This is a genomic window from Crossiella sp. CA198 (assembly GCF_052078295.1).
GTDB lineage: Bacteria > Actinomycetota > Actinomycetes > Mycobacteriales > Pseudonocardiaceae > Crossiella.
The window spans coordinates 78,946-95,375 of record NZ_JBQJIM010000023.1; the positions used below are offsets into that span (position 1 = coordinate 78,946).

A 16,430-nucleotide genomic window follows, 5' to 3' on the forward strand; every position below is an offset into this window, starting at 1 on the left:
CCGCCGATAAATCAGCGAAAATCATCAGAGCCTTTCCGTATTCGGGCTGAGGCTTATTTTCCGTGGCTAGCATCTGGACCACACCTTCCGGAGCCGACCACCCTGGGGGCAGTGCAGTGCGTGAGCCGATCGCGATCGTGGGGATGGCCTGCAGGTATCCCGGCGGCGTGACCACGCCGGAGGGTTTGTGGCAGGCCTCGATCAGTGCTGCCGACCTGATCGGGGAAATGCCGGCGGATCGCGGCTGGGACCTGGATTCGCTTTACGATCCCGACCCCGACCGGCCCGGCCGCTCCTACACCCGGCACGGCGGATTCCTGGATCGCGCGGGCGACTTCGACGCCGCGTTCTTCGGCATGTCCCCGCGTGAGGCGCTCACCACCGACCCGCAACAACGCCTGCTGCTCACCGCCGCCTGGGAGGCGCTGGAAGACGCCGGTATCGCCGCCCCGTCGATCCGGGGCAGCCGGACCGCGGTGTTCACCGGCGTGATGATGCACGACTACGCGCCCAGGGTGCACACCGTGCCGGACGGCCTGGAAGGCCACCTGATCACCGGCAACACCGCCAGCGTCGCCTCCGGCAGGCTGGCCTACGTGCTCGGGCTGCACGGCCCCGCGCTCACCGTGGACACCGGGTGTTCCTCCTCGCTGGTCACCCTGCACCTGGCCGCGGAATCACTGCACCGCGGCGAAAGCGATCTCGCGCTCTCCGGCGGGGTGACCGTGATGGCCACCCCGGAGATGTTCGTCGAGTTCTCCCGGCTGCGCGGACTGGCCCCGGACGGCCGGTGCAAGCCGTTCTCCGCGGCCGCGGACGGCACCGCCTGGTCCGAGGGCTGCGGCATGCTGGTGCTGGAACGGCTCTCCGACGCGGTGCGCAACGGGCATCGGGTGCACGCCATCGTGCGCGGCAGCGCGGTCAACTCCGACGGCGCCTCCAACGGACTGGCCGCGCCGAGCGGTCCCGCCCAGGAACTCGTGGTGCGGCAGGCACTCTCGGTCGCCGGTCTGTCCACTTCGGACATCGACGCGGTCGAGGCGCACGGCACCGGCACCACCCTCGGCGACCCGATCGAGGCCCAGGCACTGCTCAACACCTACGGCCAGGACCGCGAGGAGCCGCTGCTGCTCGGCTCGGTCAAGTCCAACACCGGGCACACCCAGGCCGCCGCCGGGGTGGCCGGGGTGATCAAGATGGTGCACGCCATGCGGCACGGCACCCTGCCCAGGATCCTGCACTTCACCGAACCCAGCCCGCACGTGGACTGGGCCAGCGGCGCGGTCCGCCCGCTGGCCGAGCACACCCCCTGGCCGGAGACCGGCCGCCCGCGCCGCGCCGGGATCTCCTCCTTCGGCATCAGCGGCACCAACGCGCACGTGCTCCTGGAACAGGCCCCCGACCGACCGGTTGGTAGAGACGCGGAAACCGGTGTGGTGCCGCTGCTGCTGTCCGCGACCTCGCTGACCGCGCTGCGGGCCCAGGCCGCCCGCCTCCGCGCCCACCTGGACCGCACGGACACCGACCTGGCCGACGCCGGATTCACCCTGGCCACCGGCCGGGCCCGGTTCGAGCACCGCGCCGCCGTCCTCGCCGCCGACCGGGACACCCTGCGCGCCGGACTGGACGCGCTCGCCAACGGCCTGCCCGCGTCGGAGGTGGTCACCGGGACCGCGCAACGGGATGTGCGCCCGGTGCTGGTGTTCCCCGGCCAGGGCACCCAGTGGACCGGCATGGCCCTGGAACTGCTGGCCGCCAGCCCGGTCTTCGCCGAGCGGATGGCCGCCTGCCAGCAGGCCCTGACGCCGTTCGTGGACTGGCAGCTGACCGAGGTGCTCGCCGATGAGATCGCACTGTCCACTGTGGACATTGTGCAGCCCGTGACCTGGGCGGTGATGGTCTCCCTGGCCGCGCTCTGGCAGGCACACGGCGTGCACCCGGTCGCGGTGGTCGGCCACTCCCAGGGCGAGATCGCCGCCGCCACCGTGGCCGGTGCGCTGTCCCTGGCCGACGGCGCCCGAGTGGTCGCCTTGCGCGCCAAGGCGATCCGCGCGCTCTCCGGGCTGGGCGGGATGGCCTCGGTCGGACTGTCCCGCGAGGCGGCCGAGCAGCGGATCCAGCCCTGGGCCGGTGCGCTGTGCGTGGCGGCGGTGAACGGTCCCGAAGCCACCGTGGTCTCCGGCGATCCGCAGGCGCTGCAAGAACTTTCGGTCGCGCTGGAGGCCGAGGGCGTGCGCTTCCGGCTGCTCCCAGTCGACTACGCCTCGCACTCACCCCAGGTCGACCTGCTGCGCGCCGAACTGCACACCCTGCTGGCCCCGATCCGCCCGCGCACCAGCGAGATCCCGTTCCACTCCACGGTCACCGGCGAGCAGTTCGACACCGCCGGACTCGACGCGGGCTACTGGTTCACCAACCTGCGCCAGACCGTCGAGTTCGAGACCGCCGTCCGCGGCCTGATCGCCAAGGGACAGCACGCTTTCCTGGAGTGCAGCACCCATCCCGTGCTCACCGTCGGCCTGCGCCGGCTCCTGGACGAGCACACCGAGGACGGCGTCACCCTCGGCACCCTGCGTCGCGAAGAAGGCGGCCTGCCCCGCTTCCTGCTGGCCGCCGCCGAGGCACAGGCCAACGGCATCGACCTCAACCTGGACCGGGCCTTCCCCGGCGGACGCCTCACCGGCCTGCCGACCTACCCGTTCCAGCCGGAACGCTTCTGGCTGCTGCCCACCGCCGCCGCGAGCGCCTCCGCCGACCACCCGCTGCTGACCGCCGCGGTCGTGCTGGCCGGTGGCGATGGCCTGGTGTGCACCGGAACGCTGTCCCGGCGCACCCACCCGTGGCTGGCCGACCACGCGGTCAACGGCACGGTGCTGCTGCCCGGCGCGGCCTTCGCCGAACTCGCGCTGCACGCCGGTGAACAGATCGGTACCACCCGGCTCGACGACCTGGTGGTGCACCGCCCACTGCTGGTGCCCGCCACAGCCACCATCGACCTCCAGGTCACCGTGGACGGTGCGGGCGCGCTGGCGATCTACTCCCGCCCGGCCCGCGACGAACCCTGGATCCAGCACGCCACCGGCGCCCTCGGCCACGGGGAACCCGAACCGACCGCCCCGTCGGTCTGGCCGCCACCCGGCGCGCAGGAGATCACCCTCGACGGCGCCTACCAGCGGCTGGCCGACCTCGGCTACGAGTACGGCCCGGTGTTCCAGGGTCTCCAGCGCGCCTGGCAGGACGGCGACACCCGGTACGCCGAGGTCACCCTGCCCACCGAACCCGGCCGCTACGGCCTGCACCCGGCCCTGCTCGACGCCGCCCTGCACCCGCTGCTGCTCGGCGCCGACCAGAACCTCCGCCTACCGTTCGGTTGGGACGGGGTGTCCCTGCACGCCACCGGCGCGTCAACGGTGCGGGTCACGCTGTCGCCGTCCGGCCCGGACGCCTACCGGGTCACCATCACCGACCCCACCGGCGCACCCGTGGCCCAGATCGAGTCGGTCTCCCTGCGCCCGGTGCGCACCGACCTGCTCGGCGGCGACCGAACCCCGTTCCACCTCGACTGGGTCCCGGTCCCACCGCGAGCCGCCCGCACCGGCAATACCGTTGTCCTGCCCGCCACCGGTGCCCACCAGATGCTCGGCGCCCTCCGCGACTGGCTGGCCCAGGATCGCGACGGCGTCCTGGTCATCGTCACCCACCGGGCCATCGCCACCAGCACGACCGAGGACGTCACCGACCTCGACGCGGCCCCGGTCTGGGGCCTGGTGCGCACCGCGCAGTCCGAACACCCCGGCCGCTTCGCCCTGGTCGACCTGGACGACCCGGCCCACCTCGACACCGCGATCGCCTGCGACGAACCACAACTCGCCGTCCGCGCGGGCCAGTTGCTCACCCCACGCCTGGCCCGTTGCACCGAACCCGGCGAGCCGGTCGGCTTCGACCCCGACGGCACGGTGCTGATCACCGGCGGCACCGGCACCCTCGGCCGCGCCCTCGCCCGCCACCTGGTGACCAACCACGGCGTCCGGCACCTGATCCTGACCGGCCGCCGCCCTGCCGAGGCCCCCGACCTGCCGGGCGCCCAGGTCGAGGTGATCCCGTGCGACGTCGCCGACGCCGAAGCCCTGGCCGCCCTGCTCGCCGCCATCCCCGTCACGCACCCGCTCACCGCGGTGATCCACGCGGCCGGTGTCCTGGACGACAGCACGGTGGACGCGCTCACCCCCGAACAGCTGGACACCGTGTCCCGGCCCAAGATCGAGGGCGCCCGGAACCTGCACCAGCTCACCCGCCACCTCCCGCTCACCGCGTTTGTGCTGTTCTCCTCGGTCGCCGGGATCATCGGCACCCGCGGCCAGGCCAACTACGCCGCCGCCAACAGCTACCTGGACGCGCTCGCCGCGCACCGCAGGGCACACGGCCTGCCCGCCACCTCGATGGCCTGGGGCCTGTGGGCGCCGGAGTCCGGCATGACCGGCCACCTCAGCGACACCGACCACGCCCGGCTGACCCGGTCCCGGCTGCGCCCCATCGCCCAGGAGCACGGCCTGGCCCTGTTCGACGCGGCCCTGACCGGCCCGGCGCTGTCCGTACCCGCCCGCTTCGACCTGACCGACCGCGACTCCGCCGACCGGCCACCCATTTTCGCCGGCCTGCTCGCCCCCCGCCGCCGCGCCGCCGTCCGCACCCAACCGGTCAACTTCGTACCCGGCGACGAACGCGCGGTGCTGGACCTGGTGCTCAGCACCGTGTCCACCGTGCTCGGCAACGACAGCAAGATCAACCCGGACCGGGCCTTCCGCGACCTCGGCTTCGACTCGCTCAGCGGCCTGGAACTGCGCAACCGCCTCAGCGCCGCCACCGGCCTGCGCCTGCCCGCCACCGCCGTCTTCGACCACCCGACCCCCGCCCAGCTCGCCGCCCACCTACGCGGCACCGCCACCACCCCGGCCCCGGTCACCGCCCCGAGCGCACCCGAGGACGACCCGATCGTCCTGGTCGGCGCGGGCTGCCGCTTCCCCGGCGGAGTGTCCACAGTGGACGACCTCTGGACACTGCTGGCCGAAGGCCGGGACGTCACCACCGAATTCCCCACCGACCGCGGCTGGGACCTCGGCGCCGACCGGAACTCGGTGCGGCGCGGCGGTTTCCTGCACAACGCCGCCGAGTTCGACCCCGCCTTCTTCGGCATCCCGCCACGCGAAGCCCTGGTGATGGACCCGCAACAACGCATCCTCCTAGAGGTCGCCTGGCACGCCCTGGAATCCGCGGGCATCAACCCGGCCACCCTGCGCGGCAGCCGCACCGCGGTGTTCACCGGAACCATGGGCAGCGACTACGCCCACCGCGAGCACGAGATCCCGGCCGACCTCAGCGGCCAGGTCTCCATCGACAACGCCAGCAGCGTCGCCTCCGGTCGCCTCGCCTACTTCTTCGGCTTCGAGGGCCCCGCGATCACCCTGGACACCGCGTGTTCCTCCGCCCTGGTCGCCATGCACCTGGCCGCGAGAGCCCTGCGCGACGGCGAATGCACCCTGGCCCTGGCCGGCGGCGTCACCGTGATGACCACCCCCACCCTGTTCGTCGAATTCGCCAAGGTCTACGCCCTGGCCCCCGACGGCCGCTGCAAACCCTTCGCCGCGGCAGCCGACGGCACCGCCTGGAGCGAAGGCGCCGGCCTCGTTGTGCTGGAACGACTCTCCGACGCCCGCCGCAACGGCCACCAGATCCTGGCCATCCTGCGCGGCAGCGCGATCAACTCCGACGGCGCCTCCAACGGCCTCACCGCACCGAATGGCGCCGCCCAGCGCCGGGTGATCCAGGAGGCCCTGTCCGCCGCCGGCCTGCGACCGTCCGAAGTGGACGCGGTGGAAGCCCACGGCACCGGCACCACCCTCGGCGACCCCATCGAGGCCCAGGCATTGCTGGCGACCTACGGCCAGGACCGCGACCGCCCGGTGCTGGTCGGTTCGGCCAAGTCGAACCTGGGGCACACCCAGGCCGCGGCGGGTGTCGCCGGGGTGCTGAAGATGATGATGGCGATGCGGCACGGAGTCCTGCCCGGGACGCTGCACCTGGACCGGCCGAGTCCGCATGTGGACTGGGCCGGTGGGTCGGTGGAACTCGCGGGCGCGGCGGTGACCTGGCCGGAGACGGAACGACCGCGGCGGGCGGGGATTTCGTCGTTCGGGATCAGCGGCACCAACGCACACGTGATCCTGGAACAGCCCGCACCGGAACTGTCTCCGGAACCCGCACCGAACGCCGCGGTATTGCCCGCAGCCGCGCCCGCGCCGGAGATCGCTGCCCAGCCCGCGCCGGACACTGCGACTTTGCCCGCAGCCGCAGCCGTGCTCCAGACCGCCGCACGGCCCAACCCGAACGCAGCGCGACCCGGACCTGAGCCCATGCTCGTGCCCGAGCCGGAATCCGCCCTCCAGCCCGTGCTCGTGCCCGCGCCGGGCTCCGAGTCGAAGCCCGAGCCCCAGCCCGCGCCGGGCTCTGCGCCGGAGCCCCAGCCCAAACTCCTGCCCTGGCTCGTCTCCGCCGCCACCCCCCAAGCCCTGTCCCGCCAAGCCCACGCCCTCCTCACCCACCCCAACGCCCCCCTCGACATCGCCCACTCCCTGGCCACCACCCGAGCCCACCTCCCCGCCCGCGCCGTCTACCTCGGCCGCACCAAACCCGACCTCCACCAGGCCATCACCACCGCCACCGCCATCACCGGCGAGGTCCACGACGGCCCCACCGCCTTCCTCTTCCCCGGCCAGGGCGCCCAGTTCCCCGGCATGGCCGCCGACCTCTACCGCGACGAACCCCGCTTCGCCGCCGCCTTCGACGCCGTCACCGCCGAACTGAACCAGCACCTCGACCACCCCCTCACCTTCACCGCCGACCTCACCCGCACCGACCACACCCAGGCCGCCGTCTTCGCCGTGGAAGTGGCGCTGTACCGGCTGATCACCGCGTTCGGCGTGACCCCGGACGCGCTCGCCGGGCACTCGGTCGGCGAGATCGCCGCCGCGCACGTCGCCGGGGTCCTGTCCCTGCCCGACGCCTGCGCCCTGATCGCCGCCCGCGGTCGCCTGATGCATGAGCTGGACCGCGACGGCGCCATGGTCGCCATCCGCGCCACCGAGGCCGAAGCCCGAGAACTGTTGCGTGGCCAAGAAAACCAGGTCGCCATCGCCGCCATCAACGGCCCGAATTCGGTGGTCCTTTCCGGTACCACCGATATCGTCCTGGAACTGGCCGCCCGTACCCCGCACGCACGCAGACTCGATGTGGCGCAAGCCTTCCACTCCCCGCACATGGACCCGATGCTCGCGCCGTTCCGGGAAGTGCTGGCCACGCTGGAATTCCACCAGCCGACCATCCCGGTGATCTCCTCGGTCACCGGACGCCCTGCTGCCGCAACGGATCTGCGCACCCCGGAGTACTGGGTCCGGCATGCCCGGCACCCGGTTCGGTTCCACGACTGCCTTGGCACGCTGGCGGCCGGGACCTACCTCGAAATCGGGCCGGGAAACACGCTCAGCGCCCTCGGCCAGGAAATTCAGCCCGACGCGGAGTTTCTGCCGGTACTACCGAAGGGCCGTCCCGGCCAGGAATCCGTGCTGCGCGCACTTGCTGGTGCGCACACCCGTGGTGTCACAGTGGATTGGGCCGCCTGGTGTGCGGGTGGTCGACGGGTGACGTTGCCGGGTTACCAGTTCAGCCGAGAGCGGTACTGGCTGCCGATGCGGGCTGCCCAGCCGTTCCGGGACCCGCTGCTGCACGTGGTCGAATGGTCGGCGGCCACCCCGAAGCACCTGCCGTTGACCGGCCCGTGGCTGGTGGTCGCGCCGCCGGGGGAGCAGTTCGACGAGATCGCCAACGCGGTGGCGCGCACTCTCGACGCCGCAGAAGTGTTGCGGTGCAATGGAACCGAGGCGCTCCCGCCCAGCGCTGGGATCGTGTCGCTGCTCGCGCTGGACCCGGTGATCGGCGAGGCGAGCGTGCCGCGCGCGGTCACCGCCACCCTCGCCCTGCTCCAGTCCGTGCCCGAGGGCACCCCGGTGTGGGCGCTCACCCAGGGCGCGATCCGGGCCCGCGCGGGCGACACCGTGCCGCGGCCGGAACAGGCCGGGGTCTGGGGACTGGGCCGGGTCGCCGCACTGGAAGCACCCGGCCGCTGGGGCGGGCTGATCGACCTGCCCGAGCAGCCGGCCGACGCCGACTGGCTCGCCTTCCGCGCCGCACTCGGCGGCGAGGACCAGGCCGCGATCCGCGACGGACGCGTGTTCGTCCGCCGACTCGCCACCGTGCCCGCCCGGCCCAGCGTCGTGCCGGACACCACCGGAACCGTGCTGATCACCGGCGGCCTCGGCGGACTGGGCGGGCACGTGGCCCAGCTGCTGGCGACCCGTGGCACCCGCCGCCTGCTGCTGATCGGACGGCAGGGCCCGGATTCCCCTGGCGCGGCGGATCTGCATGCCGAACTCACCGCCGCAGGCGCCGAGGTCACCATCGCCGCCTGCGATATCGCCAACCGCGACGCCCTGGCCGACCTGCTCGCCGACCACAAGCTCTCCGGCGTCGTGCACGCGGCCGGGGTACTCGACGACGGTGTGCTGGAATCCTTGTCACCCAACCGGTTCGCCACCGTGTTCGCGGCCAAGGTGGGCGGCGCGCAGCACCTGCACGACCTCACCCGCGATCACCCCCTGGACTTCTTCGTGCTGTGCTCCTCGCTGGCCAGCACGGTCGGCTCGCCCGGCCAGGGCAATTACAGCGCGGCCAACGCGATACTGGAAGCCCTTGCGCACCAAAGGCGTGCGCTCGGCCTACCCGCCACCTGCCTGGCTTGGGGGCCGTGGGCGGACACCGGCATGGCCACGACCGAACTGGAATCTACCTGGCGGGCAAGGGGAATCACCGCGATGCCCGCCGCGGCCGCGCTCGACGCGCTCGGTCGCGCACTGGCCGCGGGTGGTCCGGAGTACGCGATCGCCGAGGTGGACTGGTCCCGATTCGCCGCCGCACACAACGCCATCCGCCCCAGCCACCTGTGCGACAACCTTCCCGGCGGGCAACTCGACCCGCCTCCCGGCCCGGCCTCGGTGCGCCTGGACGATGTGCCAGCCGAGGAACGCGAGAACTACCTGACCCAGGTGGTGATCTCGCACGTGGCCGCCGTGTCCGGCCACCACGTGGGCGACATCCCGCCGGGCCGGTCCTTCCGCGAACTCGGCCTGGATTCCCTGGCCGGAGTCCAGTTGCGCAACCGGATCAGCACCGCGACCGGAGCCCCGCTGACCGCCACCGTGGTCTACGAGCACCCCACCCCGGCAGCCCTGGCCCGGCACCTGATCGAGGCCCTGGGCTGCGGGGTGCGCGATGCGGTCCAGACCACCATGACCCGGTTGCGCGAACTGGAACTGGCGCTGTCGGAACTGCGGCCCGGCGCGGTCGGCCGGGGTGAGGCGATCACCAGCACGCTGGAACGGATCCTGCGGTCCTGGCAGTCCAGGGAACGCGCGGAGACAGCAAAGCCGGACCTGGACAGCGCCACCGATGACGAGATCTTCGACCTGATTGACGGCGTGCTCGCCGAAGACCGATGACCAAGGGAGCCAACACGATGACCCTCGCCGGGGAACGGGTCGCGAGCCGCGACAACCCGCTGTACGCCCTGCTGGAGGCGGAAACCCTCGCCGATCCCTACCCCATGCTGGCCCAGTGGCGGGAGATGGGGCCGATCGAGACCGACGACGGGTCGCTGATCATCAGCGATTACGCCACCTGCATGGCGATCCTGCGTGATCACGCCGCCATGGGCAACGACACCCTCGCCTCGCCCGCGATGCGCCGGGTTTTCCCGGAGGCCACCGAGGAACCGGTGCTCAACTCGATCTTCTTCCTGGATGATCCGGCGCACGGCAGGCAGCGCAGGCTGGTCACCAAGGCGTTCACGCCGCGGATCACCGCCAGGTATGAGCCCTGGATCCGGGAGATCGTGGACTCGCTGTTCGCCAAGTTCATCGCCGACGGCGAGTTCGACGGGGTTGAGGACCTGGCCACCGGACTTTCCCTTGGGGTGATCGCGAAACTGCTCGACATCCCGGCCGAGGACATCCCGCAGCTGCGCGAGTGGTCCAGCGATATGGCGCTGTCCACCGAACTGCCCACCCTGGTGGCCAGCTTCCACAACGCCGAGACCTTCACCAGGGACGAGCTGATCCGGCTCACCCAGACCACCACCACGGTGCACGCCTACTTCGCCGACCTCATCTTCAAGCGGCGCAAGAACCTCGGCGAGGACCTGATCTCCAGCCTGATCCGCACCGAGCACGACGGCCGCAAGCTCAGCCGCCGCGAGGTCACCAACACCGTGGCCACCGTGTTCATCGCCGCGCACGAGTCCACCACCAACCTGATCACCAACGGCCTGCTCGCGCTGTCCCGCTTCCCGGACCAGCTCGCCCAGCTGCGCCAGGACCCGTCGCTGGCCATGTCCACTGTGGACGAGGTGCTGCGCTACGACTGCCCGATCCTGCTGATCGGCCGGGTCGCGCTGGAAGGCAAGCAGGTCAACGGGATCGACATCGACAAGGACACCATCGTCACCCTGGTGATCGGCTCGGGCAACCGGGACGAACGCGAGTTCCCGCAGGCCGATGAGTTCCGGATCCAGCGGCAGAGTAAGAGCATGGGCCTGGCCTTCGGCGTCGGCGCGCACTACTGCCTGGGCAACAGCCTGGCCAAGCTGGAGGCCGAGATCGTCTTCCGCACGGTCGCCGAACGCCTGCACGACTTCCACGTGCACGAGGACTCGCTGAGCTACCGCAGGCACGTGGTGGTGCGCGGACTCGACACCCAGCGCATCACCTTCACGCCCTGATCTCGCCTGCCTATTCCGCCCAGAGGTGATCCGATGTCCAGCGACGAAGCCAAGATCCGCCAGTACCTGAAGAAGGTGACCGCGGACCTGCTCGCCACCAGGGAACGGCTGCGCGCGGCCGAGCAGCAGCACGACGAGCCGATCGCGGTGGTCGGCATGTCCTGCCGGCTGCCCGGCGGCGTGGCCTCCCCTGCTCAGCTGTGGGATCTCGTCGACGGCGGGGTGGACGCGATCTCGCCGTTCCCGCGCGACCGGCACTGGCCGATCCAGGACCTCTACGACCCGGACCCCAACTCCCAGCAGGCCCGCCGGACCTACGTGCGTGAGGGCGGATTCCTGGACGGGGCAGGCGAATTCGACCCCGCCTTCTTCGGCATCTCACCGCGTGAGGCGCTGGTGATGGACCCGCAGCAGCGGCTGATGCTGGAACTGGCCTGGGAGGCCTTCGAGTCCGCGGGCATCCCGCCGGAGTCGATGGCCGGCAGCCGGACCGGGGTGTTCGCGGGCGCGTCCAGCAACGACTACCAGATGCTGTGGCAGGGCACCACGCAGTACTCCCAGTACGCGATCACCGGCAGCACGATGAGCGTGATCTCCGGCCGGATCGCCTTCGCCTTTGACTTCAGCGGTCCCGCGGTCACCATCGACACCGCGTGCTCCTCCTCGCTGGTGGCCGCGCACCTGGCGGCGCGGGCATTGCGGGCGGGGGAGTGCGGGCTGGCCTTGGCCGGTGGGGTGACCGTACTGGCCACGCCGGGGACCTTCGTGGAGTTCTGCGGGCAGGGAGTGACCTCGAAAGACGCGCGCAGCAAGGCTTTCGCCGCCGCGGCCGACGGCGCGATCTGGGCCGAGGGCGCCGGATTGCTGTTGCTGGAACGACTTTCCGACGCCCGGCGCAACGGGCACCAGGTGCTCGCGCTGCTGCGTGGTTCGGCGATCAACCAGGACGGCACCAGCAACGGGCTGTCCGCGCCGAACGGCACCGCGCAGCAGGAGGTCATCCGGGCCGCGCTGGCGGATGCGGGCCTGGCGCCCGAACAGGTCGACGTGGTCGAGGCGCACGGCACCGGGACGCCGCTGGGCGATCCGATCGAGGGCACCGCGCTGGTGGCCACCTACGGCGAGCACCGGCCGGACGGGCGACCGCTGTACCTGGGTTCGCTCAAGTCCAACATCGGGCACACCCAGGCCGCGGCCGGGGTGGCCGGTGCGATCAAGATGATCATGGCGATGCGGCACGGCCGGGTGCCCAAATCGCTGCACGTGGACGCGCCGACACCCAAGGTGGACTGGGGCGTCAACGCGGTGAGCGTGCTGGCCGAACCGGTGGACTGGCCGGAGACCGGGAACCCCCGCCGCGCGGGAGTTTCCTCCTTCGGTATCAGCGGCACCAACGCGCACATCATCCTGGAGGAGCCGCCCGCCGAGGACATTCAGTCCACTGGGGACGGTGTGCTGCCGGTGCTGCCGTGGACGGTGTCCGGCAAAACCGTAGGCGCACTGCGGGCCCAGGCCACCCGGCTGGCCGAGTTCGCCGAACAGGACCAGGCCCCGGCGGCCGGGGTGGCCCGCACACTGGCCACCGGGCGCACCCACTTCCGGCACCGGCGCACGGTGTTCGGGCGGGACAAGGCCGAACTGGCTGCCGAACTGCGCCGCGTCGCCGAGAGCAGCGCCGGGGACACGGTGCCCGGCACCGGCTCGCTCGGCGTGCTCTTCACCGGCCAGGGCGCGCAGCGGCCGGGAATGGGACTGGCCCTCGCCGAGACCTTCCCGGCCTTCGCCGCCGCCTTCGAGGAGGTGTGCGGGCACCTGGACGAGCATCTGCCGCACCCGCTGCGTGCGGTGCTCGCGAACGACGCGGAACTGTTGCACCGCACCGACTTCGCCCAGGCCGCGCTATTCGCGGTCGAGGTCGCGCTGTACCGGTTCGCCGAATCCTGCGGACTGCGGCCCGCCTACCTGCTCGGGCACTCCATCGGCGAGATCGCCGCCGCGCACGTGGCCGGAGTGTGGACCCTGTCCGACGCGGCCAAACTGGTCGCCGCCCGCGGTCGCCTGATGGCCGCGCTGCCCACCGGCGGTGCGATGGTGGCCTTGCAGGGCACCGAAGAAGAGGTCGCCGCGGTACTCGCCGGACGCGAGCACCTAGTATCGATCGCCGCGGTGAACTCGGCCGACTCGGTGGTCATCTCCGGTGACGCGGTCGAGGTCGACGCGCTCGCGGCGGACTGGGCTGCCAAGGGCCGTAAGACCAAGCGGCTCCAGGTCAGCCACGCCTTCCACTCGCCGCTGATGGAGCCGATGCTCGCCGAGTTCCGCGACATCGTGGCCGCCCTGCCCACCGCGGAACCGGCCATCCCGGTGATCTCCAACCTCACCGGCCGGATCGCCACCGCCGAACAACTGCGCTCACCCGGCTACTGGGCCGACCACGTGCGCCAGGCCGTGCGCTTCCACGACGGCCTGAGCACCGCCCGCGCGAACGGCGTCAGCACCTTCCTGGAACTCGGCCCCGACGCGGTGCTCACCGCGCTGGCCCGCCAGGACGCCGGACCGGCCGAGGTCGCGATCGCGGTGTGCCGCAAGGACCACGCCGAGCCGGAGAGCCTGCTGCGTGCCCTCGGTGCCGTGCACGACAGCGGGGTGGACGTGGACTGGGCCGCGGTGCTGCCCGCCGCCCCGGCCCGGATCGCCGACCTGCCCACCTACGCCTTCCAGCACGAGCACTACTGGCTGGTGCCCGACGGCGATTCGGTCAACCTCAAGTCCGCGGGCCTGGAAGCGGCCGGACATCCGTTGCTGGGCGCGGTGCTCAGCGCCGCCGACGGCGACGGCGTGGTGCTCACCGGCCGCCTCTCCCTGCAAAGCCAGCCCTGGCTGGCCGGGCACATCATCCGCGGCATCCCGGTGCTGGCGGGCACGGCGTTCCTGGAGTTCGCGCTGGCCGCGGGCGAACAGGTCGGCTGTGACGCGGTCGAGGAGCTGACCGTGGAAGCCCCGCTCGCGCTGCCGACGGACGGCGGCGTCCAGGTCCAGGTCGTGCTGGGCGCCGCGGAGGAGTCCGGCCGCCGCCCGGTGCGGGTGTTCTCCCGCCCCGACAACGACTCCGGCAGCTGGCGTGGTCACGCCACCGGGTTCGTCGGGGTACGCACGGCGGTGCCGGAAGCCACGCTGGTGCAGTGGCCGCCCACCGATGTGGTGGAGATCGACGTCTCCGAGGTCTACGACGAAGTCGTGGAAGGACGGCACTTCTCCTACGAAGGGGCCTTCCGCGGACTGCGTACGCTCTGGCGGCGGGACAGCCCGGCCGGACCGGAGATGTTCGCCGAGGTCGCGCTGCCGGTGGACGCGGCGGGCGATGCCAAGCGGTACAACCTGCACCCGGCCCTGCTGGATGCCGTGCTGCACGCGGTCGGCCTGGGCCCGCAGCTCGATACGATCGACCAGGGCCACGGTTCGATGCCGTTCTCCTGGTCCGGACTCTCCCTGTTCGCCGCCGGTGCGGCCATGCTGCGGGTGCACATCACCGGCGACAACGGCGATGTGGCCATCACCCTGGCCGACGGCTCCGGCGCGACCGTGGCCACCATCGACTCCCTGCTGTTCCGGCCACTGCCCAAGGACGCCGCGCACCTGCACGGCCCGGCCGAGGACAGCTCCGCGTTGTTCGGTCTGGACTGGGTGCCACTGCCGCTGTCCGCGGACACCGCCCGGGACTGGGTCGCACTGGGGGAGCAGGCCCCCGACCTGGCCGCCCTCGGCGCACTGGTCGACGACGGGATGCCCGCCCCCGAGGTCGTCTTCTCGCGGCTCTACCGACCGGTCGGTAGGGAGACGGACGCGGTGCGCACCGCAGTGGGTGAGCTGGCCGGACTGCTCCGGGACTGGCTCGGTGACGAGCGCTTCGCCGAGTCCGCGCTGGTGCTGTGCTCGGAGCAGGCCCTGGGCGTGCTGCCCGGCGAACAGCCCGACCCGGTCACCGCGGCGGCCTGGGGACTGGCCCGCTCGGCGCAAATGGAACACCCGCACCGGGTGCTGCTGATCGACACCGACGACCTGCGCTGCTGGCCACTGCTGGCCGTCGCCACCGCCAAGGCCGCCAGGGAACCACAGCTCGCCCTGCGCGACGGCACCGTGTACGCGCCCCGGCTGCACCGGGCCACCGCCGGCGACCCGCAACGCGAACCCGCCCCTGACGGCACCGTGCTGATCACCGGTGGTGGCGGCCGGCTCGGCGGCGTGTTCGCCCGGCACCTGGCCAGCCAGGGCACCCGGCGGATCGTGCTGCTCTCCCGTCGTGGCACCGCCCCGCCCGAACTGCTCGCCGACCTGGCCGAGCTGAGCGCGGAAACCGTGCTGGCCCAAGGCGATGTGGCCGTCCGGACCGACCTGGAACGGGTTTTCGCCGACATCCCGGCGGCGCACCCGCTCACCGCGGTCATCCACGCCGCCGGGGTCCTCGACGACGGACTGGTCGAGACGCTCACTCCGCAGCAACTGGAGAACGTGTTGCGGCCCAAGGTCGACGGCGGCTGGCACCTGCACGAGCTGACCAAGGACCTCGACCTGGCCATGTTCGTCTGCTTCTCCTCCGCCGCCGGGGTCTTCGGCACCGCGGGACAGGGCGCGTACGCCGCGGCCAACAGCTTCCTGGACGCGCTCATCGCCCGCCGCCGCGCCGCCGGACTCGCCGGCGTCTCCCTCGGCTGGGGCCTGTGGGCCGCGGACGAGCAGAGCGGCGCGGACGGCATGGGCGGTGGCCTCGCCGCCGCCGACCAGGCCCGGCTCAACCGCACCGGCATCCTCGGCCTCACCGACCCCCAGGGCCTCGCATTGTGGACCGACGCACTGGCCACCGGCCGGGACTACCTGGTGCCGATCCGGGTGGACCTGGGCGCGGTCGGCAAACTCGGCGCCGAGGGCATCCCGCCGCTGCTGCGCGACCTGGTCCGCCGCTCCTCCCGGCGCAGTGCCGCCGGGCAACGCGGCGGCGCGCCATCGGAAACCCCGCAGGCCCTGGCCAGGCGGCTGTCCGGACTCAGCCCGGAGGAACGCGACCGGCAGCTCACCAACCTGGTGCGCGGCCACGTCGCCGCCGTGCTCGGCTACACCTCCGCCGACCAGGTTCCGGCCGAGGGCGCCTTTGGCGATCTCGGCTTCGACTCGCTCAGCTCGGTGGAACTGCGCAACCGGATCAACAGCGCGACCGGCCTGCGCCTGCCAGCCACGCTGGTCTTCGACCATCCCACCCCGGCCGCGCTGGCCGGTCACCTTGGCCAGGAAATCGCCCCGGACGCAACGGAAACCACCCCCGATCCCGGCGTCGAGCTGACCGCACTGGAGGACGCCGTCCGGCAGCGCGCCCTCGGCGCGGACGACCAGGCGCGCGAACTGCTCCGGCAGCGGTTGCGCACGTTGCTCGACACGCTCGGGGACAGCCCGGGTCAGGACGTCGCGGCCGGTCTGCGGACCGCCTCGGCCGAGGAGTTGTACGCCTTCGTGGACCGAGAGCTGGGCAGCCCGTGAGCAGCCGCCACCGCCT

General features: G+C 72.2%; 2 protein-coding genes and 1 pseudogene. All 3 read left to right on the forward strand.

All coding sequences use genetic code 11. The annotated features are described in order from the left end of the window. Positions 1-122: 122 nt before the first annotated feature. A pseudogene (locus tag ACTOWY_RS33085) lies at positions 123-9,341 on the forward strand (SDR family NAD(P)-dependent oxidoreductase); the annotation flags it as partial. A 284-nt stretch (positions 9,342-9,625) separates the two neighbouring features. Further along, entirely contained in the window at positions 9,626-10,885 is a 1,260-nt protein-coding gene (locus tag ACTOWY_RS33090) for a cytochrome P450 (protein ID WP_441313524.1), read from the forward strand. A gap of 33 nt (positions 10,886-10,918) precedes the next feature. Further along, on the forward strand, positions 10,919-16,414 hold the full coding sequence (locus ACTOWY_RS33095) for an SDR family NAD(P)-dependent oxidoreductase (protein ID WP_441313525.1): 5,496 nt from the start codon (positions 10,919-10,921) through the stop codon (positions 16,412-16,414). The last annotated feature ends 16 nt before the right edge of the window (positions 16,415-16,430 follow it).